Source organism: Serratia grimesii NBRC 13537 (assembly GCF_001590905.1).
Classification (GTDB): Bacteria; Pseudomonadota; Gammaproteobacteria; order Enterobacterales; family Enterobacteriaceae; genus Serratia; species Serratia grimesii.
On record NZ_BCTT01000006.1, the window covers coordinates 501,322 to 522,957 of the forward strand.

17 protein-coding genes are annotated in these 21,636 nt (G+C 51.1%); 6 read left to right on the plus strand and 11 right to left on the minus strand.

Features of this window, described 5'->3' with window-relative positions:
- The first annotated feature begins 87 nt into the window (after positions 1–87).
- From ldtD to SGR01S_RS08940, 3 genes are all read left to right on the plus strand, one after another.
- Positions 88–1,935: a L,D-transpeptidase gene (gene ldtD / locus SGR01S_RS08930; protein ID WP_073963421.1), complete on the plus strand. Its 1,848-nt coding sequence runs from the start codon at positions 88–90 to the stop codon at positions 1,933–1,935.
- Positions 1,936–2,116: 181 nt separating this feature from the next.
- Entirely contained in the window at positions 2,117–2,665 is a 549-nt protein-coding gene (mepK, locus tag SGR01S_RS08935; protein WP_037421985.1) for a peptidoglycan L,D-endopeptidase MepK, read from the plus strand.
- A 66-nt stretch (positions 2,666–2,731) separates the two neighbouring features.
- A complete protein-coding gene (locus SGR01S_RS08940; protein WP_037421989.1) occupies positions 2,732–3,379 on the plus strand; it encodes an MBL fold metallo-hydrolase in 648 nt (215 codons plus the stop codon).
- 70 nt (positions 3,380–3,449) lie between these two features.
- Here the strand turns inward: SGR01S_RS08940 and SGR01S_RS08945 are convergent, their stop codons facing one another.
- The 5 genes from SGR01S_RS08945 to SGR01S_RS08965 form a co-directional block, all read right to left on the minus strand.
- Positions 3,450–4,640, minus strand: a complete 1,191-nt coding sequence (locus tag SGR01S_RS08945; RefSeq protein WP_061807226.1) for an amino acid aminotransferase — start codon at positions 4,638–4,640, stop codon at positions 3,450–3,452.
- Positions 4,641–4,886: 246 nt separating this feature from the next.
- A complete protein-coding gene (gene ompC, locus SGR01S_RS08950; RefSeq protein ID WP_061807227.1) occupies positions 4,887–6,029 on the minus strand; it encodes a porin OmpC in 1,143 nt (380 codons plus the stop codon).
- A 302-nt stretch (positions 6,030–6,331) separates the two neighbouring features.
- The gene (asnS, locus tag SGR01S_RS08955) at positions 6,332–7,732 is read right to left on the minus strand and encodes an asparagine--tRNA ligase (protein WP_037421998.1); all 1,401 of its coding nucleotides are present in this window, start codon (positions 7,730–7,732) and stop codon (positions 6,332–6,334) included.
- A gap of 226 nt (positions 7,733–7,958) precedes the next feature.
- Positions 7,959–9,164 carry a nicotinate phosphoribosyltransferase gene (gene pncB / locus SGR01S_RS08960; protein WP_061807228.1) on the minus strand — a complete coding sequence of 402 codons (1,206 nt, stop codon included), beginning with the start codon at positions 9,162–9,164 and terminating at the stop codon, positions 7,959–7,961.
- Between the two features lie 254 nt (positions 9,165–9,418).
- Complete coding sequence (locus SGR01S_RS08965) at positions 9,419–11,119, minus strand: GGDEF domain-containing protein (RefSeq protein WP_061807230.1); 1,701 nt, start codon at positions 11,117–11,119, stop codon at positions 9,419–9,421.
- Positions 11,120–11,567: 448 nt separating this feature from the next.
- Here SGR01S_RS08965 and pepN point away from each other — a divergent pair, with 448 nt between their 5' ends.
- The gene (gene pepN, locus SGR01S_RS08970) at positions 11,568–14,183 is read left to right on the plus strand and encodes an aminopeptidase N (protein WP_061807232.1); all 2,616 of its coding nucleotides are present in this window, start codon (positions 11,568–11,570) and stop codon (positions 14,181–14,183) included.
- A gap of 31 nt (positions 14,184–14,214) precedes the next feature.
- Here pepN and ssuB read toward each other — a convergent pair whose 3' ends face one another.
- The 5 genes from ssuB to ssuE are packed head-to-tail and all read right to left on the minus strand — an operon-like array spanning position 14,215 to position 18,528.
- Positions 14,215–14,991, minus strand: coding sequence for an aliphatic sulfonates ABC transporter ATP-binding protein (ssuB, locus tag SGR01S_RS08975; RefSeq protein WP_061807234.1), 777 nt, complete (start codon positions 14,989–14,991; stop codon positions 14,215–14,217).
- Positions 14,988–15,782, minus strand: a complete 795-nt coding sequence (gene ssuC, locus SGR01S_RS08980) for an aliphatic sulfonate ABC transporter permease SsuC (protein WP_061807235.1) — start codon at positions 15,780–15,782, stop codon at positions 14,988–14,990. The genes ssuB and ssuC overlap by 4 nt, the downstream gene beginning before the upstream one ends.
- 11 nt (positions 15,783–15,793) lie before the next feature.
- Positions 15,794–16,942 (minus strand): FMNH2-dependent alkanesulfonate monooxygenase, encoded by a 1,149-nt coding sequence (ssuD, locus tag SGR01S_RS08985; protein WP_037422012.1) that lies wholly within the window; start codon positions 16,940–16,942, stop codon positions 15,794–15,796.
- 16 nt (positions 16,943–16,958) lie between these two features.
- On the minus strand, positions 16,959–17,924 hold the full coding sequence (locus SGR01S_RS08990) for a sulfonate ABC transporter substrate-binding protein (RefSeq protein WP_037422015.1): 966 nt from the start codon (positions 17,922–17,924) through the stop codon (positions 16,959–16,961).
- 25 nt (positions 17,925–17,949) lie between these two features.
- On the minus strand, positions 17,950–18,528 hold the full coding sequence (ssuE, locus tag SGR01S_RS08995) for an NADPH-dependent FMN reductase (protein ID WP_037422018.1): 579 nt from the start codon (positions 18,526–18,528) through the stop codon (positions 17,950–17,952).
- 259 nt (positions 18,529–18,787) lie between these two features.
- Between ssuE and pyrD the strand changes: the two genes are divergently transcribed.
- A complete protein-coding gene (gene pyrD, locus SGR01S_RS09000) occupies positions 18,788–19,798 on the plus strand; it encodes a quinone-dependent dihydroorotate dehydrogenase (RefSeq protein ID WP_037422021.1) in 1,011 nt (336 codons plus the stop codon).
- A gap of 175 nt (positions 19,799–19,973) precedes the next feature.
- On the plus strand, positions 19,974–20,522 hold the full coding sequence (locus SGR01S_RS09005) for a cell division protein ZapC (protein WP_037422023.1): 549 nt from the start codon (positions 19,974–19,976) through the stop codon (positions 20,520–20,522).
- A 6-nt stretch (positions 20,523–20,528) separates the two neighbouring features.
- Here the strand turns inward: SGR01S_RS09005 and SGR01S_RS09010 are convergent, their stop codons facing one another.
- The gene (locus tag SGR01S_RS09010; RefSeq protein ID WP_061807237.1) at positions 20,529–21,632 is read right to left on the minus strand and encodes a YcbX family protein; all 1,104 of its coding nucleotides are present in this window, start codon (positions 21,630–21,632) and stop codon (positions 20,529–20,531) included.
- Positions 21,633–21,636: the final 4 nt, after the last annotated feature.

Genomic DNA, 21,636 nt, shown 5'->3' on the forward strand with positions numbered 1-21,636 from the left:
CCAAGGGCAAAATGGCTTTTCTGTTCGTATACTGAAACTAATAAGCTGTCTTGGTTGTATTTTTTGTGAGCATACAGGGGGCAATGGATGTTGCTTAGAAATGGAAACACGGTACGGCGTCTGGCGCTGAGTTGCGCAATTGCATGTGGTCTTACGTCGTCGTTACCCGTATGGGCAACCGTTCCTGCCTTTCCGGTAGCGTCATCTGGCATGTCAGTTGCGCAAAGTCGTTCGGAATTACTCGCTGCCTTGCCTAAAGGCATTACACCACATTATCTTTCAACGCTTGCTCCTCTGTACGCAGCGAACAGGATGCAATTAATGTGGCAGGATCGCGAAGCGGTTCAGCAGTTTCAGCAACAACTGGCCGAATTGGCGATGTCTGGCGTGCAGCCACAATTTACCCAATGGGTAAAACAGCTGACTGATCCAGCCATTACCGATGTGGGACGAGATGTCGTACTGTCTGATGCGATGCTGGGTTATTTGCAGTTCGTGTCATCTATTGGTGCCAATGGCAATAGCTGGTTATACAGCAATATTCCGTACAAACTCGGTTTACCGCCCAATACGGTGATTAATCAATGGCAACTGGCGGTGCGTCAGGGCAAGACTCTGGCGTATGTCACCTCGCTGGCGCCGCAGCACCCGCAATACGCCAAGATGCATCAGGCATTACGCGATATGCTGGCCGACAATCGCCCATGGCCGCAGATGGCGAATGGCCCGAGCCTGCGCCCTGATCAACTGAGCAATGATATTCCTGCCCTGCGAGAGATTTTGACGCGCAACGGCATGCTAACCGCGACAGCCACTACTGTGCCGGATGAAACACAGGATCCGCCTGCGGTATTAACGGGTTCGCGTAATGAACCCGATGACGGTGGCCTATCTGTCGATGAAGAAAAAAATCACGAGGCCAAGAGTGCTGTTGTCAGTCCGGCGGCTGCGCCGGTCAAAGATATCGTACCATCACCACAATCCCCGTTTACGCAGCAGTCTGAAAGCCCAGTGACGGTCACGGATAATCGCTATACCAACGATCTGGTTGAGGGGGTTAAACGCTTCCAGAAATGGCAAGGGTTGAGTGCTGATGGCGTGATTGGCCCACGTACGCGTGAATGGCTTAACGTTACGCCACGAATGCGTGCCTCACTGTTGGCGCTGAATATCCAACGTTTACGCATTCTTCCCGGCCATGTTGGCACCGGGATCATGGTGAATATTCCTAACTACTCATTGACGTATTATCAGAACGGCAATGAAGTGCTTTCTTCGCGAGTGATTGTCGGCAGGCCAAGCCGTAAGACGCCATTGATGAACAGTGCGCTGAATAATGTGGTGGTTAACCCGCCGTGGAACGTGCCGACTACGCTGGTGCGTGAGGACATTGTGCCGAAGGCAATGCGTGACGGTAGCTACTTCCAAAAACACGGTTATACCGTGCTTTCCGGTTGGAGCAACGATGCTGAAGTGATTAACCCAGCGATGATTGACTGGAACATGGTTTCTGCCCGGAACTTCCCGTACCGGATTCGCCAGGCGCCAGGCGCCGCCAACTCATTGGGGCGCTTCAAATTCAACATGCCGAGTTCGGATGCCATCTATTTGCACGATACGCCTAACCATAACCTGTTCCAGAAAGACATTCGCGCTTTGAGCTCCGGCTGTGTGCGTGTCAATAAGGCATCGGATTTGGCAAACATGCTGTTACAGGATGCGGGTTGGAATAACACGCGAGTGTCGTCCACCTTGAAAGAGGGGAATACAACCTACGTGAATATCCGCCAGCATATTCCGGTTAAATTGTATTATTTAACCGCCTGGGTTTCTGATGATGGAAAACCACAATTCCGCACAGATATTTACAATTATGATGATACGGTGAGATCGGGTGCACAAATTTTGGCTCAGGCCGAAAAATTAATGCAATAAATGCAGTAATTATAAATAAATAACGGTCAGAATATCGGGCCATGATGCAGGCACTCATTCCTTGGGTGCCTGCAAACCGCGGGACATCACGGGTTGACTCAGCTTGTGTGGGCGGTTATGGTTCGGGCAGTGCGCTGTTTTGTGCATATATTTTGATATTCTTGCCGGGTTTAACAGAAACATGGACAAAATTGATCATCATCGCCGTAAATGGCTGGCGTTAGGTAGCGCCGCTATGGGCATAGCGCTGCTCCCAGGGCAAGCCTTTGCCAGTCTTTCTACTTCGCGCCCGCGTATTTTGGTTGTAAATAACATGCATACGGGCGAATCGCTGAAGGCCGAATTCTTCGACGGGAAGGGATATAATAAAGACGAATTAGTTCGTCTTAATCATCTTTTCCGTGATTATCGCGCCAATAAGGTTAAGTCGATCGATCCCCGCTTGTTTGATCATCTCTATCGCTTGCAAGGTTTGTTGGGTACTAACAAGCCGGTACAGCTGGTATCAGGTTATCGTTCTCTGGATACCAACAATGAACTGCGTGAGCGCAGTCGCGGTGTGGCTAAGCATAGCTACCACACTAAGGGCCAGGCGATGGACTTCCATATCGAAGGCATCCAATTGAGTAATATCCGTAAAGCGGCGTTAAAAATGAGCGCCGGTGGTGTAGGATATTACCCACGTAGCAACTTTGTACACATCGATACCGGCCCGGTGCGGACCTGGTAATCGTTGTGCGCCATAAGTGAGTAGCGCCAGCCCGTCAGGGTATGGCGCTGTTGTCGTTGGAGCCTTATGAAATACCAAATTATTCCCGTTACCGCCTTTAGTCAGAACTGCAGCGTGATCTGGTGCGAGAGCACCCAACAGGCGGCGTTGGTCGATCCCGGTGGCGATGCGGAAAAACTGAAGGCTGAAATAGCAAAGCAGGGCGTGACTGTCACGCAGATACTGCTAACGCATGGCCATCTCGATCACGTAGGTGCAGCTGCTGAGCTGGCTGAACATTATCAGGTGCCGATCTACGGCCCGGATAAAAAAGACGCTTTCTGGCTGGATGGCTTGCCTGCGCAGAGCCGTATGTTTGGACTCGAAGAATGTGCGCCGCTGACACCAACAAAGTGGTTGGAAGAAGGGGACAGTGTGCAGGTGGGCGAGATGACGCTTAAGGTGCTGCATTGCCCAGGCCATACTCCCGGCCATATCGTGTTTATTAATGAACAGGCGAGATTGGCGCTGGTGGGTGACGTGCTGTTTAACGGCGGTGTGGGGCGTAGTGATTTCCCGCAAGGTGATCACCAGGCGTTGATCAACTCGATTCGCACCAAGCTATTGCCGCAAGGTGACGACATGGCGTTTATTCCTGGTCATGGGCCAATGTCTACCTTCGGTCAAGAACGTGAAACAAATCCGTTCCTGCGTGAAGAGCCCGCTATCTGGTAGGATTATTTCCCGGCAGAAATAACTAAGGGGCGCTTTTAGCGCCCCTTTTGCTATATATCCGCAATGACTTTTACAGCACGGCGACGATGGCTTCGCACAGCGGTGCCATATTGTCCGGGGTCATGCCCGCAACGTTCACGCGACCAGAGTTAACGGCATAGACGCCAAACTCTTCGCGCAGGCGCAGTACTTGTTCTTTGGTTAGCCCGCTGAACGAGAACATGCCGTTCTGATTGATGATAAAGCTGAAGTCCTGCTCCGCGCCTTTCTCCTGTAGGGTATTCACGAACAGCTGACGCATACGGTGAATGCGTTGACGCATATCTGTCAGCTCTTGCTCCCACAATGCACGTAGTGCGTCGTTACCCAAGATTGCCGCAACAATGGCGGCGCCATGTGACGGTGGGTTGGAGTAGTTGGCACGAATGGCGGCTTTCACCTGACTGAAGGCGCGATCGGCGGTTTCGGCATCAGCGGCAACAATGGTGCAGGCACCGACGCGCTCGTTGTAAAGACCGAAGTTCTTTGAGTAAGAACTGGCAACGATCAGTTCCTTATGCTTGGCAGCAAAAATGCGCAGGCCCTGGGCATCTTCTTCCAGACCTTTTGCAAAACCCTGGTAAGCAAAGTCGAACAGCGGCAGCCAACCGTTAGCCACGGACAATTCTGCCAACTGAGCCCATTGCTCTGCTGTTGGATCAATGCCGGTTGGGTTATGGCAGCAGCCGTGGAACAGGACCACATCACCGGCCTGAGCCTGTTTTAGGCTATTCAGCAAGCCATCGAAGTCTAATGAATGATTGGCGGCATCGTAGTAAGCATATTCCAACACTTCAAGGCCGACGGCGCCGAATACGTTATTGTGGTTCGGCCAGCTTGGATTACTGATCCAGATACGCTTTGCGCTGGTCTGATTGGCGATGAAGTCAGCTGCCACACGCAGGCCACCGGTGCCGCCTGGTGTTTGTGCGGTACGTGCACGCTTGTCAGCGATGATAGGGCTTTTTTTACCGAACAGTAGCTCTTGCGTACAGTTGGCGAACGCAGGAATCCCCTCAATGCCGAGATAGTTTTTGGTGGTCTCATTTTCCAGCAGATACTGTTCAGCTTTTTTAACGCTGGTCAGCACCGGGGTTTTACCGGTTTCATCTTTGTATACGCCAATCCCCAGGTTGATTTTGTTAGGGCGTGCGTCAGCGCGGAAAATGTCGGTCAGACCCAAGATTGGATCGGCAGGTGCAGCAGTGATTTTTTCAAACATGTCAGGTGCTTCCATGGCTCGGAGTTAAGCAGACAGAGGCATCAGGGTAGCGCCAGTTATGCCCTTTGCCAACCGTTTGCGAGAAAAACACCTCGATCTTGTGAAGGCTGCATATTCGGCATAAAAAATGATGGGGAAGGGGGGGATTAGCAGGATAAAAATTTACGCGTTATACAAAAACAAAAACAGGGCCGAAGCCCTGTTTTTTAACTTGTCCGACGGTAAATCGTCGTTAAGTGTGACAACTTAGAACTGGTAAACCAGACCAACAGCTACGATATCGTCGGTAGCAGTGCCAGTGGCTTTAGTGAATTCGTTGTCGTCCAGCAGGTTGATTTTGTAATCAACATAGGTAGACATGTTTTTGTTGAAGTAGTAAGTGGTACCAACAGAAACATATTTAACCAGATCTTGGTCAGAACCTGCGCCTGGAACGTTCATGTTCTTACCTTTAGACTGCAGGTAAGATACTTCTGGACGCAGACCGAAGTCGAACTGGTACTGAGCAGTCACTTCGAAGTTCTGAGTTTTGCTAGCGAAACCGCCGCAGCTGTTGTTATCGCTATCTGCGCAAGACACAGTACCGGTTTTCAGCGAGTTATTGCCACCGTATGGAGTCATGTTACGGGTTTCGGAGTACATGGTTGCCAGGTAAACGTTGTTCGCGTCATATTTAGCACCAACAGTCCATGCATCAGCCTTGTCGCCACGTTCGTTAGAACGCAGTTTCTGATCATCGGTACGGTTAGAAGAAGCATATGCAGCACCTACGCTGATGCCTTCGCCGATGTCATAAGTAGAAGACAGGCCCCAACCGTCGCCGTTTTGTTTCTTAACATCACGACCGTCGTTCTGGTTTTTACCTTGGTACTGAATTGCGAAGTTCAGACCGTCAACCAGACCGAAGAAGTTGTTGTTACGGTAAGTAGCAACGCCGTTAGTACGGCCAGTCATGAAGTTGTCAGTGTAGGTATAAGTATCGCCACCGAATTCTGGCAGCATATCTGTCCAGCCTTCTACGTCGTACAGTACGCCGTAGTTACGACCGTAGTCGAATGAACCGTAGTCAGCGAATTTCAGACCAGCGAAGCCCAGACGAGTCTTGGTGCCTTCGGTGCCTTGAGATTCAGAGTGGTTAGCTTGAACGTTGTATTCCCACTGGCCGTAACCGGTCAGTTGGTCAGTAATCTGGGTTTCACCTTTGAAGCCGAAACGAACATAGGTCTGATCGCCATCATTACCTTTGTCGTCTGAGAAGTAGTGCAGACCGTCAACTTTGCCGTACAGATCCAGCTTGTTGCCGTCTTTGTTGTAGATTTCAGCAGCGTTTGCTGCACCAGCTGCTAACAGAGCTGGGATTACCACTGCAAGAATGTTGCGCTTCATCATTATATTACCCTCATTGGTGTTATTCGGACACCTTTGCCACTGCCGCCAATAATTCTTTTGAACTATTGTTGATAGATTGGTGTCGTCCTGTGTCTGCACGCAGTGTTCCATTCACAGCCGGGTTAATCTAGAACGAAAATGCTACCAATGTCGCAATGAGGTTTCAAAAAGAAAGTATTTGTAACTAAATGTAATATTCAGGGAACTTTGTGACGTGGGTCAATATTAAAAAATGCGAAAGGCCAGCAAAGCTGGCCTTGGTTTTGTAACTAAATTAATTAAAAAATGTATTATCTGATTAATTAAAAGCTTGCATTACGTGGCGTACGCGGGAATGGAATAACATCACGCACGTTTTGTACACCGGTCACATAGGCGATTAAACGTTCAAAGCCCAAACCGAAGCCAGCATGAGGTACGGTGCCGTAACGACGCAGATCACGATACCACCAGTAATCTTCTTTATTCAGGCCCATAGCTTCCAGACGTTGATCCAGCACATCCAAACGTTCTTCACGCTGTGCGCCACCGATGATTTCACCAATGCCTGGGGCTAACACGTCCATCGCTGCAACGGTTTTGCCATCTTCGTTCATACGCATATAGAAAGCTTTGATGTCTTTCGGGTAGTTTTTTACGACAACCGGTGCTTTGAAGTGTTTCTCCGCCAGGTAGCGCTCATGCTCGGAAGACAGATCGATACCCCAGGAGACTGGGTTTTCGAACGTCTGACCTGATGCGATCAGAATTTCCACGGCTTCGGTGTAATCCACCTGCGCGAAATCGGAAGAAACAAAACGCTGCAGGCGATCAATTGCATCTTTGTCTACGCGCTCGGCGAAGAACTGCATGTCATCCATACGTTCGTTCAACACGGCCTGGAACACATACTTCAACATTTTTTCCGCCAGTTCGGCGATGTCTTCTAAGTTTGCAAACGCCACTTCTGGTTCGATCATCCAAAACTCCGCCAGGTGGCGGCTGGTGTTGGAATTCTCAGCGCGGAAGGTTGGGCCGAACGTGTAAATTTTCGACAACGCGCAGGCGTAGGTTTCGCCGTTCAGCTGGCCGGAAACGGTCAGGAATGCTTCTTTACCGAAAAAGTCCTGGCTGAAATCGACAGCTCCTTTATCAGTACGCGGCAGGTTTTCCAGATCCAGCGTTGAAACGCGGAACATTTCGCCAGCGCCTTCGGTATCGGAAGCGGTGATCAGCGGAGTGGAAACCCAGAAGAAGCCATTTTCGTGATAGAAACGGTGAATGGCCTGCGCCAGCGTATGACGCACGCGGGCAACGGCACCGATCAGGTTGGTTCGTGGACGAAGGTGAGCGACCTCGCGCAGGTATTCGATGCTATGGCGCTTAGCCGCCATCGGGTAGGTGTCCGGATCGTCAACCCAGCCAACGACTTTAATCGCGGTTGCTTGCAGCTCGAAACTCTGGCCTTCACCCGGAGAGGCGACGACTTTACCCGTGACTTCAATCGAACAGCCTGTGGTCAGATGCAGTACTTCATCCTGATAATTCGGCAGAGAATTATTAACGACGGCCTGTAACGGATCAAAGCAGGAACCGTCATAGACGGCCAGGAAGGAGATACCAGCTTTAGAATCTCTCCGGGTACGCACCCAACCGCGCACGGTGACTTCACTGTCAACCGCAGCACGGCCTTGCAGTACGTCGACTACAGGCACTACGCTCATAGATTTCTCTCTTTAATTATTTGGTTTAGAAATAGCTTACAACCCAAGAATATGGGGATGTTGCTATGTTACTTGCCGCGGTGCAGAGCACAAGCAGAAATCGCCGGATTGATGCAACATTTCTTGGGGAAGCGCGAAAAGGGAGCAACGAAAAGTATCTTATAAAGAAGAAAAAGCCGGCGGGGGAAATTCAGCCGGCTTTTTAGCGTACGCAGAACGGGAGCGCTTAGCTCGCCTTCTTCACCAGCGGTAGGTCGAAAGCCTTACGTAATGCTTTTACAAAGGCTTGATCCTGGCAGATGGTTTTGCCTGGGCTATCGGAGAGTTTCGCCACCGGTTTGCCTTTGCATTCAACGAGCTTAATCACGATGTTCAGCGGTTTTACGCCGGGAATATCGCAGGTTAGGCGTGTACCTATGCCGAACACCAGGTTGACGCGTTGGTAAAAGTGCCGGTAGAGCGCCAGTGCTTTGTCCAAATCCAGGTTATCAGAGAACACCAACGTTTTACTCATCGGATCAATACCGAGCTTCTGGTAATGCGCTATGGCTTTCTCACCCCATTCGAACGGGTCACCTGAGTCGTGCCGCAGGCCCTGATAACGTTGGGCGAATTGCAGGCCGAAATCTCGCAGGAAGGCATCCATGGTGATGCAGTCGGTCAGTGCGATGCCGAGCTGGTCTGGGTATTCGTCCAGCCAAGCCTGCAATGCCGCTCGTTGGCTGTTAGCCAGCACCGGGCTGATCTGCTGGTGCGCCTGGAACCATTCATGGGCTTGAGTACCTACCGGTGCCAGACCAAGCTGATGTGCAAGATCGTAATTGCTGGTACCGACCAGATACGGGAATTCTTCCTTCAGTGTACTGACGATGGATTGCTGTACTGCCTGCGAGAAGCGGCGGCGGGTGCCGAAGTCCATCAGTTTGAAGCGAGAAATATCCACATCGCTACTCATGGCTTTAAACTGCGCCAGTTTACTGCGCAAATGGGCTACCGCCATGTCCGGTGTGACATCTGGCGAGCGGTGACGGTGTACCACTTCGCTGATGACTGCCAGTAACGGGACTTCCCACATGATCACTTCGCGCCATGGACCGGCAATCCGGATATGCAGTTTTCCCGCGCGATTTTCGATCTGAACCTGTTGCGGATCGTAACGGAACTTGCGCAACCAGCTCAGGTAATCCTCACGGAAGAACGGGAGTCCTGATAGATAGTGGAATTCGGCGTCTGTCAGTGCCAACTGGCTCATCAGTGCAATCTGCGCACGGATTTCGTCGGCATATTCGCCAAGCAGCTCATCACCACGGCAGCGGAATTCCGCCGCCACGCTGATAGCGGGATAGCGATGGAACACTGCTTGCTGCATATGAAGCTTGTAGGCATCAGTATCAAGCAGTGATGTCAAAATCGGGGAGGCGTATTGAGTCATAGCGCGTTACTGCATCCTCGTCAGGCGCGTGTCCAAATCCGGATAATCAAAAAAAGTGGGGGGAGTATACCCGGATTATCCTGTTATTGAAGCTGCATCACACCACAATTCATTGGAGCGGGTCGAGGATTAAACGTGCCTTTATGCGAGCTTGCCATCAGGACACCGGCAGAAAAGCCAGATTCACCTGTAAGGTGAATGACTTAGCCTAATTAGTCATAAAAATTATAATGTTAATTATTTTAAACAACAATTCAGATAAAACCGGTTTGTGTATGAATGCCGATACGGTCTTTGCCGTTATTCTTGCAGAAATAGAGGGCTTCATCTGCTTGTTTGATCGCCGTTGGCAACAGCCCAATGTCGCACACCTGAGCAATGCCACAGCTGGTAGTGAAACGGACTGTTTGCCCATTGGCTAATGTCAGGGTGAGTTGATGAGTCAGCTCGCGTAACGTTGACATGACTTCACGTGCATTTTCCAGCGTACAATTACCCAAAATCACGGCGAATTCCTCCCCTCCATAGCGACAGAAAATGTCGCTGGAACGGAATGTGCTTTGTAATAACTTGCCGAATTCGACCAGGACAAGGTCGCCAACATGATGACCAAAGTTGTCATTGAGGTTTTTGAAGTTATCAATATCGATCAGGCAGAAGGCCAGCGGGTAACTATTGGCTGCCAGAGATTCACACTCGAGAAAAAACTTACGACGGTTATAAATATTGGTTAACGGGTCAAGATACGAGGAGGCCTCCAGTTCCTTGATCAGCAAGTGTTTTTCATTTTCCAATGTCACCTTTTCCAACTGATACTGCTTAAGCTGTTTAATGGCATCGCTGATGGCCATTAGCTCTTGACCGTAAAACACCTCATTGCGATCAATATTCATATTCCCGCGTGATAAGCGCAAAATATTGTTATGTGTTTTTGTCAGCCAGCGGCTGATATTTGAACAATAAACCAGTGTTGGTAGAAAAATAAACAGGGTGATCAGCCCACCCAAGGAAATCATGCCGTAAATCGCTGTCTGGCTGTCATAGATCTTATGCTGCGAAGCGGCGATTTCCATTTCAAAACTACGCTGATAAAGCTGTTGTGAGAGGTCGCTCAGGTTCTTAACGTACTGGTAGATAGAATCAGCGGGGTAGGTGGTGTGCGTATCAACCGCGCTATACAACCCTTCGGTAATACGGCTGATTTGTTTTACAGACAGTTGTTCAAGGATCTCATTCACTAAGAATGTGGTTTGCATGTCGTTATAGGTCAGCTTGATAAAAATTAGCCGGGTACTTAATGCACTCAATACCCCGGTGAGCTGAATTGCTTTTAGATAAGCATCTTTACGTGCGAGTTGGTTGGTATTGACATCAATAACCTGGTCGATCAGTTCGGTCACGGACATATTCAGCCGATTATTCAGCCGCACGGCTTCCAGGAAAAGGAATGAGTCGGCATCAACCATGCGGGTGTCATAGGTGTAGCGGTAATAGCTCTTACTGGCTTGGGAAATGTAGTAAGCACTATTGATATTAAACAGATTGGCCGTGGCATCGGTGACATGTGAAAGCTGCAGGTTGTCATTATTGAGCAACTGCTCCATTAAACTGATCATGGAGAGCGCGGCGATTTTCTGCCGTATACCAAGCTGTTGCGATATCTCGCTGTCGATGTGTGGCTGAAAACGGGCGATTTTTGCGCGCGCCACGCGATCGGCATCCATCCATTGTGCTGGGGTAATGTGTGGGTTTATCAGACTTAAACGCTTTAAACGGTGTGCCAACAGCGTGGCCTGGAAAGCTTCTGAAATCTCTTTGGTACGGGTAATTTTGTACAGGTTCAGTTGGTTGTCGCGATAGTCGGTTTCTGCCTCAACCAGTTCATCGGAAATAAACAGGGCGAATGAGGACATCAGGGCAAAGGTAAAAAAATAGATCAAATATTTTACTTTCATGTGCGCCGCGCGTCCTTGAGCCAGATGGGTTAATTATACCATTGTGGTTCGCAGGCTGTCTTAACTATACCCGACGGGACGTGGCTGCCGAGTGGGCGCTGTGGGGCAATTGCTGGTTGCCCATGCCCACTGAGAAAAATGGACTTTTTAACCCGAGAAAGGAACCTGAGAGCGTGATGAACACAATGCGGGTTTTTTAGCATTAAATGCTGATTTTTATCCTGCATTAGGTGAAGGAGCCTGACTGGCTGGGTAATTCATCGACAATATTAGGATCCACCTCCGATTTCTCTGCTCTGGTCCCTTGGCATCTCTGGGTTTTTTTTGTAGCTGTGATACAGTTTATTTACAATCAGGCTCATCGAAATTTCTGCTCTTTCTCAACGGCGAAATAAATGCATGATGAAAGCCTGGCACCTGTAACTCACTGAGACGTCAAAGGGTTTTTATGACACAACAGCCACAGGCGAAGTATCGCCACGATTATCGCGCGCCAGATTATACCATCACTGATATTGACCTGGATTTTGAGCTGGATGCAGAGACAACACGCGTAACCGCAGTCAGCAAGATTAAGCGTCAAGGTGCTGCCGACGCGCCATTGGTACTCAACGGTGAAGATCTGACGTTGGTGAGTATTGAGATCGACGGCCAGCCGTGGACGACTTATCAGTTGCAGGATAACAAACTGGTTATCGAGAAACTGCCAGCACAATTTACCATGACCATCGTTAATGATATCCACCCGGCAAAAAACACCGCGCTGGAAGGGTTATATCTGTCTGGTGAAGCGCTGTGCACACAATGTGAGGCAGAAGGCTTCCGCCACATTACCTATTATCTTGATCGTCCAGATGTGCTTGCCCGCTTTACCACTCGTATTGTGGCCGACAAGGTGCGTTACCCGTTCCTGTTGTCAAACGGCAACCGCGTTGGGCAGGGTGAACTGGAAGATGGTCGTCACTGGGTGCAGTGGCAAGATCCGTTCCCAAAACCTTGCTACCTGTTTGCATTGGTTGCCGGTGATTTTGACGTGCTGCGAGACAGCTTTACTACCCGTTCAGGGCGTGATGTTGCGTTGGAGTTGTTTGTTGACCGTGGCAACCTGGATCGCGCTGATTGGGCGATGACTTCCTTGAAGAACTCGATGAAATGGGATGAAACCCGTTTTGGGCTGGAATACGATCTCGACATTTATATGATCGTTGCCGTCGACTTCTTCAACATGGGCGCGATGGAGAATAAAGGGTTAAATATTTTTAACTCCAAGTATGTGCTGGCGAAGGCGGAAACTGCGACCGACAAAGATTACCTGAATATCGAAGCGGTGATTGGTCACGAATACTTCCATAACTGGACTGGCAACCGTGTGACCTGCCGCGATTGGTTCCAGCTCAGCCTGAAAGAAGGTTTGACGGTATTCCGCGATCAGGAATTCAGTTCAGATTTGGGTTCACGTCCGGTTAACCGTATCGATAACGTGCGCGTTATGCGTGGCGCACAATTTGCGGAAGACGCCAGTCCGATGGCGCACGCAATTCGCCCGGACAAAGTTATCGAGATGAACAACTTCTACACTCTGACAGTGTATGAAAAAGGTTCTGAAGTGATCCGCATGCTGCACACACTACTGGGCGAAGAACAATTCCAGAAAGGCATCCAACTGTATTTCGAACGCCATGATGGCAGTGCGGCTACCTGTGATGATTTTGTTCAGGCAATGGAAGACGCGTCTAACGTCGATTTGTCATTGTTCCGCCGTTGGTACAGCCAGTCTGGTACGCCGCAGCTGACCGTGCGTGACGAATATGATGCCGAGCATCAACAGTACCGCCTGCATGTTAGCCAAAAAACGGAACCGACAGCTGATCAACCAGAGAAGTTGCCACTGCATATTCCACTGGACATCGAATTGTACGACGCAGAAGGTAATGTGATTGCTCTGCAGAAAGACGGTTCGGCGATCAATAACGTACTGAACGTAACCGAAGCCGAACAGACCTTTGTGTTTGACGGTGTCGCACACAAACCAGTGCCGTCTCTGTTGCGTGAGTTTTCAGCACCGGTGAAGCTGGATTACCCGTACAGCGATCAGCAACTGACCTTCCTGATGCAGCACGCCCGTAATGACTTTGCTCGTTGGGATGCGGCGCAAAGCTTGCTGGCGACCTATATCAAGCTGAATGTGGCCAGACACCAGCAGAAACAGCCTTTGTCGCTGCCACTGCATGTTGCTGATGCTTTCCGTGCCGTGCTATTGGACGAGACACTGGATCCGGCATTAGCCGCACAGATCCTGACGTTGCCTTCTGAAAGTGAAATGGCAGAATTGTTCGCTACCATCGATCCGGAAGCCATTGCTGCGGTACACGAAGCAATCGTACGTTGTCTGGCGAAGGAAATGGTCGATGAGTGGTTAGCCGTGTATAACGCCAATAAAACCGACGGTTATCGGGTGGAACACGCTGATATTGCCAAACGTTCCCTGCGCAATGTGTGCCTGGGATACCTGGCCTTTGGTGACGCAGTGCTAGCCGATCGTCTTGTGTCGGAGCAATACCGCCTGGCAGACAACATGACTGATTCTCTGGCGGCGTTGGCTGCGGCGGTAGCTGCACAGTTGCCTTGCCGCGACGCGCTGCTAACGGCATTTGATGAGCGTTGGCACCAGGATGGTCTGGTCATGGACAAATGGTTTGTTTTGCAGGCGACCAGCCCGGCGGCTGACGTGCTGACCAAGGTCCGCAGTTTGCTGACACACCGTTCATTCAGCCTGAGTAATCCAAACCGCACTCGCTCGTTGATCGGCGGCTTTGCTTCAGCTAACCCAGCGGCGTTCCATGCCGCAGACGGCAGTGGTTATCAGTTCCTGGCCGAGATCCTCAGCGATTTGAACCAGCGTAACCCACAGATTGCTGCTCGCCTGATCGAACCGCTGATCCGCCTGAAACGCTATGATGCGTCGCGCCAGGCGTTGATGCGTAAGGCGCTTGAGCAGTTGAAAGGGCTTGAGAACCTGTCTGGCGACCTGTTCGAGAAGATCAGTAAAGCGCTCGACGCATAACTTAAAAAGGGACGGCAATGCCGTCCCTTTTTTAATTCGCGACTCGACGTGAGGTTTCGGTCAGTGTCGGGGGCGGAGATAGCACTCTGTCCAATACTTCAGCCTCCAGCTCTGCCAACTTACTCGATCCTTTACGGCGCGGTCGCGGCAAGTCAATGGTCAGATCCAATCCGATACGTCCTTCCTCAATCAAAATCACCCGATCTGCCAGCGCAATGGCTTCACTGACGTCATGCGTCACCAACAACACGGTGAAACCATGCTGTTGCCATAGTCCTTCGATCAACCCCTGCATTTCGATCCGCGTTAACGCATCCAAGGCGCCTAAAGGTTCATCCAAAAGCAGGAGACGTGGACGATGGATCAATGCGCGGGCCAATGCCACCCGCTGTTTTTGCCCACCGGATAATGCCGCCGGCCACTCACTGGCGCGATCGGCCAATCCGACAGCGTTCAATGCCTGTAACGCATCCTCCCGCCAGTGGCCGCGTAATCCGAGACCGACATTGTCGATCACCTTTTTCCATGGCAGCAGGCGTGCGTCCTGAAACATCAGGCGCGTATCGTCTCTGGCACTGGCGAGCGGTGCATTACCGCTCAGCAATACACCACTGCTGGCGTTTTCCAGCCCGGCCATCAGACGCAGTAGGGTACTTTTACCGCAGCCACTGCGACCGACAACGGCAATAAACTGGCCAGCGCTGATGCGCAACTGAATATTTTCTAGCACCGTGCGGTTGCCGTAGCGTTTGGCAATAGATTCCAGCGTGACCGGGGTGCCTTGGGGAATACGGGCGGGAGCCGTCATAGCGCTTCTCCTTGTTTCAGTTGGTAGGCCGGATGCCAGCGTAACCAGATACGTTCCAGCAACTGGGCACTGACGTCAGCCAACTTGCCGAGTAGGGCATACAGCACAATCGCTACTACCACGACATCTGTCTGTAAGAATTCACGGGCATTCATCGCCAGATAACCGATCCCCGAGTTGGCAGAAATGGTTTCCGCCACGATCAGGGTGAGCCACATAAAACCTAACGCAAAACGTACACCGACCATGATCGAAGGCAGAGCGCCCGGCAAAACCACTTGGGTAAATAACTGAAAACCACTCAGGCCATAGCTGCGCGCCATTTCAAGCAGACCGCGATCGATATTCTTAATGCCGTGATAAGTGTTCAGATAGATAGGAAATAGAGTGCCCAATGCGACCAGAAAGATCTTGGCGGATTCATCGATGCCAAACCACAGGATCACCAGCGGTATCAGCGCCAAATGCGGCACGTTGCGGATCATCTGCACGGAACTGTCCAGCAGACGTTCTCCCCAAGGTGACAGACCAGTGATAAAACCCAGTACAAGCCCAATGCTGCCACCGATGCTAAAGCCGATCAGTGCACGCCAACTGCTGATCGTCAGGTGTTGCCACAGCTCGCCGCTTTTGGTCAGCGTCCAAAAGGCGGTAACCACGGCGCTTGGTGCCGGCAGAATACGGTTCGACAGCCAGCCAGCCTCAACGGATATTTGCCAGATAACCACCAACGCTACTGGCAATGCCCAAGGGGCGAGACGATGCAAGATACGTTGTGTGCCGTTTGCCATAGTGTGGCTCCTCAGCTTTGCGACGCTTTTTGCGGAATATAGATATTGGCCACCACTTCACCCTGTGCTTTGACCGGTCGGCGTTGCGTGGGCGCTTCATTTTCTGCCAGGTCAAGATGTGGGAACAACAGTTCACCAACGCGGTAGGCTTCTTCCAAATGCGGGTAGCCGGACAAGATAAAGGTATCGATACCCAGATCGGCATATTCCTGCATACGCGCCGCCACCGTCGGGCCATCACCCACCAATGCGGTACCGGCTCCGCCACGCACCAGACCAACGCCAGCCCACAGATTAGGGCTGATCTCCAGATTATCTTTCTTGCCGCCGTGCAATGCTGCCATACGTTGTTGTCCAACGGAGTCAAAGCGAGCAAAGGCCTTCTGGGCGTCGGCGATGGTCTTCTCATCGAGATTGGCGATTAACCGATCGGCAGCCCGCCAGGCTTCTTCTGTGGTTTCACGTACGATCACATGCAGACGTATCCCAAAACGTACCTTGCGACCTTTGGCCGCTGCTTTGGCGCGAACTTCGGCAATTTTTTCTTTTACCTGCGCTGGAGGTTCACCCCAGGTGAGGTACATTTCAACCTGTTCGGCTGCCAGATCCTGCGCAGCGGCGGAGGATCCGCCAAAATAGAGCGGTGGACGTGGCTGTTGCACCGGCGGGTACAGCAGTTTTGCGCCCTTTACCTGAATATGTTTACCGTTAAAATCGACGGTTTCGCCTTCCAGTACCTTGCGCCAGACGTGGGTGAACTCTGCTGAGGCTTCGTAACGTTCTTCGTGATTCAGATGCAGACCTTCTGCTGCCAGCTCTTCAGGATCACCGCCGGTGACCAGGTTAAAGAGTGCCCGGCCGTTGGAGAGGCGATCCAGCGTCGCCGCCTGACGCGCCGCCAGTGTGGGTGAAATGATACCTGGGCGTAGCGCGACCAGGAACTTCAGTCGCTGGGTGACCGGAATCAGCGAGGCAGCCACCAGCCAAGAGTCCTCGCATGAACGGCCGGTCGGGATCAATACACCGCCGAAGCCCAGTCGGTCAGCTGCTTGCGCGATTTGCTGTAAATAGCCGTAATCAACACTGCGAGCACCTTCAGTGCTGCCCAGATAGTGGCCGTCGCCATGAGTGGGTAAAAACCAGAATACGTTCAGGCTCATTGTCCGTTCTCCTAAATTATTGGGCGCTTGGGTGCCAGATGCGTTGAGAAATATCGACTTTCACGGGCACCAAATGATTGGCATAAAACAGGTCGGCGGTTTGCTGCTGAGCGGCAATGGTGTGCGCGTCTAAAGGTTTAATAGACGTCGGCGGACGGTGATCCAGATAAGCGGAGATCACGTTCTCTGGCAGACCCATCGCGTTTGCCAACAGTGTGACGCTTTGCGCACGATCGCTGCGGGTCAGTGCATCGGCCTGTGTCAGTACATCGAGCACTTGTTGAATGAACGGTCCGTTGGCTTCGGTATAAGGACGTACTGCAAGGTAGAAAGAGCCGGTTTGATTAAGCTCGGTACCGTCACCCAGTACCCGCACGCCACCCTGTAGCAAAGCGGCAGAATAGTAGGGATCCCAGATAGTCCAGGCATCGACATTGCCTTGTTGGAAGGCGGCACGGGCATCAGCAGGGGTCAGATAGATAGGCTGAATATCGGTGAATTTTAGCCCTGCTTTTTGCAGTGAGCGCAGCAGTAAGTTGTGGGAGCTGGAACCTTTCTGGAAAGCGACTTTACGCCCTTTCAGATCCGCGACGGTTTTGATTGGGCTGTTCTCCGGCACCAAGATCACTTCCGCCTTGGGCTTTGGTGGCTCTACACCGACATACAGCAAATCCGCCCCGGCGGCTTGGGCGAAGATAGGTGGAATATCGCCAGTGCTGCCTAAGTCGATGCTGCCCACGTTCAGAGCTTCGAGCATTTGCGGACCTGCGGGGAATTCGATCCAACTGATTTTGGTATTAGGAAACCGTTGTTCCAGAAGCTGGTGTGACTTCGCCAATACCAGGCTAATCGATCCTTTTTGGTAACCAATGCGGAACTGCGCCGGATCTTGCGCCCTGGCGGTATTGATCCATACCAGTGAGATAATGCCTGCCAATGCGCTGGTACCAAGCCAGCGGCCGAGTGAAGAAAGTCGTTTCATCCTTATTTCCTTATATGCGGTTCTTTCAGGCCGTTTGGCGGGCAAGCAGCGCCGGGGAGATCTTTACCCTTGGCGGTTTACGGCGACCGAGGGCCAGATAAAAGCTTTCCAAGGCTTCTTCCAACCGGGCTGCCATATTTTCGGACAGCGTAACTTCTTCACCGCTAAGCACCACCTGGCTGTCATCGGCAAACACCCCGTGCAACACCTCCTGTGCTTTCAGCGCGGCCAGCACTGGTTTCAAGGCGTAATCCACTGCCAACATATGGCCAATGGATCCGCCAGTGGCCAGCGGCAGCACCACCTTATGGTCTAGTGCGCGCTCGGGCAGCAGATCCAACAAGGTTTTCAAGGCTCCGGAGAATGACGCTTTATACACTGGCGTAGAAACCAGCAAGCCGTCGGCTTGCGCCAGTTGTTCAGTAAAGGCTTTGATCGCGGGGCTATTAAAGTTGGCATACAGCAAATCTTCGGCATCAAAGTCGTGCAGGGTGTAGGCAATCACTTCCACGCCTTGCTGTTGCAACCAACGTTGACTCAGGGAAAGCAGTGCAGCTGATCGTGAAGGGATGCGAGGACTGCCGGCCAGTGATATAACGCGCATTACCACTCCTTATAACTAAAAGTTAGGTTTAATGAGTAAATTGTCGAGAAGTGTTTTAAACGTATCAGCAAAGGGGCGCGTTACTTAAATCTCATTTTTTGATTTTGATATGCGTAAATGCGGATTGGCGGTGGTTTAAACCTTGGCGAGGGGAAACGGTTGCGTAAAAAACACTTTTTTTGCTTTTAATCAATTCCAATTGGCCTGGGGATACCGGATAATACGCCCCCGGTTTGCAACCGGGAAATCAGGAGAGTACATGTACTACCCCATCATCAGAAAAGCGTTGTTCCAGCTCGATCCCGAGCGTGCGCATGAATTGACTTTTCATCAGCTTCGCCGTGTCACCGGCACCCCGTTAGAATTCCTTATTCGTCAGGCTGTGCCGACCAAGCCGGTAAGCTGCATGGGGCTCTCTTTTAAAAACCCATTGGGTTTGGCTGCCGGTCTGGATAAAGACGGTGAATGTATCGATGCGTTTGGTGCCATGGGTTTTGGCTTTGTCGAAGTCGGCACTGTGACGCCGCGCCCGCAGGCAGGTAATGATAAGCCGCGTCTGTTCCGTATTGTGGAAGCGGAAGGCCTGATCAACCGTATGGGCTTTAATAACCGGGGTGTAGATAACCTGGTTGAAAACGTTAAGAAATCTCATTTCGGCGGTATTCTTGGGATTAATATCGGCAAGAATAAAGATACCCCGGTTGAGCAAGGAAAAGACGATTATCTGATCTGCATGGATAAAGTTTATCCGTATGCCGGATATATCGCGATTAACATTTCGTCACCAAATACTCCGGGATTACGTTCTTTACAGTACGGGGAAGCGTTGGACGATCTTCTGGCCGCGATTAAAAATAAACAACAGGAATTGCATGCGCGGCATCACAAATATGTGCCTGTCGCTGTAAAGATCGCGCCGGATCTTTCTGAAGAAGAGTTGATCCAAATAGCGGACAGTTTGGTTCGCCATAATATCGATGGCGTGATCGCGACCAATACCACACTGGATCGTAAATTGATCCAGGGGCTGAATTATTGCGAACAAATGGGTGGTCTAAGTGGTCGCCCGCTACAGGCGAGTAGCACCGACGTGATCCGCCGTCTGTCACTTGAGCTGCAAGGGCGTTTGCCAATTATTGGTGTTGGCGGAATTGATTCCCTGATGGCGGCGCGTGAAAAAATGGCAGCCGGGGCTTCCTTGGTACAAATTTATTCCGGATTTATCTTCAAAGGTCCGCGCCTGATTAAAGATATCGTTAACTACATCTAATATTTTTCCTTTCATTTTCGGCCGGGGGTTTATTTCTTCTCCCGGCTCGTCTATATTTTGTCCACTAGCATAAATATCGTTCGCGGAATTATCCGATGTTTAAGCGACTTTAGTGGTGATAAAATCACCTTTTAGGGTAAATACAGCGTGGCATGGGCAGCGAGAAGGATAAGAGATGAAGATAAAACCTGACGATAATTGGCGTTGGTATTTTGACGCTGAACATGATCGGCTAATGCTGGATTTAGCAAATGGTATGATCTTTCGTTCGCGTTTCCCTGCCAAAATGTTAACGCCGGATGCGTTCGATGAATGCTCTTTCTGTGTCGATGACGCGGCGCTTTATTTTAATTATGAAGAGCAGTGCAAACAGATAAAGCTGAGTCACGAGCAACGTGCTGAGCTGGTATTAAATGCCTTGGTGGCTTATCGATTCTTGAAACCGCTAATGCCGAAAAGCTGGCATTTTTCTCAGCAACATTATCCGTTACAGCCAAAGAATGGTGAACTGGCGGCAGTGAAGGTGATGGAAAGCGGGGTTGAAGCCCGTTTGCTGGTGGTGGAAGCCGGCGATAACGCTAGCCTTTGTCTGCTTGCGCAAAATCAGCTGTCAGTCGCTGGCCGTACCATGGTGTTGGGTGATGCAATCAAAGTGATGCACGATCGCCTTAAACCCTGTGCGCAAGATGAAGCTTCCGTTCCGGCTTACGACAGGGCAATGTAAGGCTAATTACGCCAAGGTTAAATCACTTTTTGGAATACAGCTGCAGGAGAGGATGGTGCCATTGTTGGCTACCGCACTTTTCTTCAGCGGCGCCACTTCGCCACTGACCAATGTCATGCGACAACTCCCGCAAATCCCCGCACGGCACGAATAAGGCACGCGGAGCCCTTGTTGTTCTAACTGCTCAAGCAAGATCTGCTGATTATTACCGGTAAACACCGTTCCTGCGTATTCAATAGTGACGCTATGCGCGCTGTCTTGTGGTGCCTGTACGCTTTCAACGACTTTACCCGCGCCATAGGGGCGTGCCGGTTTAGTGGATAAGACTTCCACCGTATCGCCAACGCGGATAATGCCACTGTTGCGCGCCACCATATTTTGGCCAAAATCGATATCGCCGTTGTCAGCAGTGCGGAATTTCTGCAGGGTGCTGAGTGGTTCACCGCTCGGATGCTTACGCCCGCGTTCAATACTCACGGTAGTCAGCACGCAACGGCTGCAAGGTTTCACCAGATCAAACATCACGTCACCGACGCGGATCACCTGCCAGCCATCTTCTGCCCACGCACTGGCACCTGTCACCACCAGATTGGGACGGAATTGCTCCAGCTTGATACTGCCGGGACAGCGTTGTTGTAAGTCGTTGAATGACGCTTCGTTAATCAGCAGATACGGGTAACCATCGGCGAAAGACAGGGGGATTTCAGGGAGTTTTTTAACGCGACGGGTGGGTTCTGGGCCGAGCCAGCGCAGCTGCACGTCACGCTGGAAATAGCCACTTAGCCAGCTGTTAATTGGCTGCGGTGCAATCAGCGCGGTGAAATGGTTTCCCCAGACTTCAGTGGGTTGCGCCTCGGGGGCGAAATCATTGAAGCGAATGGCAGCGCTTTCGCCGTCCGGCGCGGTGAGGAATAAACCGTCAGCCAATAGCGCTGGAGTGAACAGTACCATTTGCGGATATTGGCGCGCGGTAATAAAGGTGCCATCCGGTTCGGTGATCATAAAGGTGCGATCAAACGCCAATCCACTACTGGAAACCTGAGCGTGAGAAAGCTGCAAACCCCGGAGCGATTTCACCGGATGAACGTAAAGTTTGGAAAGCGTAATCACCCTT

Excerpts from the sequence above, each read along its gene's own strand:
- ldtD (WP_073963421.1), top strand. The coding sequence starts at position 88 with ATGTTGCTTAGAAATGGAAACACGGTACGGCGTCTGGCGCTGAGTTGC.
- mepK (WP_037421985.1), top strand. The coding sequence starts at position 2,117 with ATGGACAAAATTGATCATCATCGCCGTAAATGGCTGGCGTTAGGTAGC.
- SGR01S_RS08940 (WP_037421989.1), top strand. The coding sequence starts at position 2,732 with ATGAAATACCAAATTATTCCCGTTACCGCCTTTAGTCAGAACTGCAGC.
- SGR01S_RS08945 (WP_061807226.1), bottom strand. The coding sequence starts at position 4,640 with ATGTTTGAAAAAATCACTGCTGCACCTGCCGATCCAATCTTGGGTCTG.
- ompC (WP_061807227.1), bottom strand. The coding sequence starts at position 6,029 with ATGATGAAGCGCAACATTCTTGCAGTGGTAATCCCAGCTCTGTTAGCA.
- asnS (WP_037421998.1), bottom strand. The coding sequence starts at position 7,732 with ATGAGCGTAGTGCCTGTAGTCGACGTACTGCAAGGCCGTGCTGCGGTT.
- pncB (WP_061807228.1), bottom strand. The coding sequence starts at position 9,164 with ATGACTCAATACGCCTCCCCGATTTTGACATCACTGCTTGATACTGAT.
- SGR01S_RS08965 (WP_061807230.1), bottom strand. The coding sequence starts at position 11,119 with ATGAAAGTAAAATATTTGATCTATTTTTTTACCTTTGCCCTGATGTCC.
- pepN (WP_061807232.1), top strand. The coding sequence starts at position 11,568 with ATGACACAACAGCCACAGGCGAAGTATCGCCACGATTATCGCGCGCCA.
- ssuB (WP_061807234.1), bottom strand. The coding sequence starts at position 14,991 with ATGACGGCTCCCGCCCGTATTCCCCAAGGCACCCCGGTCACGCTGGAA.
- ssuC (WP_061807235.1), bottom strand. The coding sequence starts at position 15,782 with ATGGCAAACGGCACACAACGTATCTTGCATCGTCTCGCCCCTTGGGCA.
- ssuD (WP_037422012.1), bottom strand. The coding sequence starts at position 16,942 with ATGAGCCTGAACGTATTCTGGTTTTTACCCACTCATGGCGACGGCCAC.
- SGR01S_RS08990 (WP_037422015.1), bottom strand. The coding sequence starts at position 17,924 with ATGAAACGACTTTCTTCACTCGGCCGCTGGCTTGGTACCAGCGCATTG.
- ssuE (WP_037422018.1), bottom strand. The coding sequence starts at position 18,528 with ATGCGCGTTATATCACTGGCCGGCAGTCCTCGCATCCCTTCACGATCA.
- pyrD (WP_037422021.1), top strand. The coding sequence starts at position 18,788 with ATGTACTACCCCATCATCAGAAAAGCGTTGTTCCAGCTCGATCCCGAG.
- SGR01S_RS09005 (WP_037422023.1), top strand. The coding sequence starts at position 19,974 with ATGAAGATAAAACCTGACGATAATTGGCGTTGGTATTTTGACGCTGAA.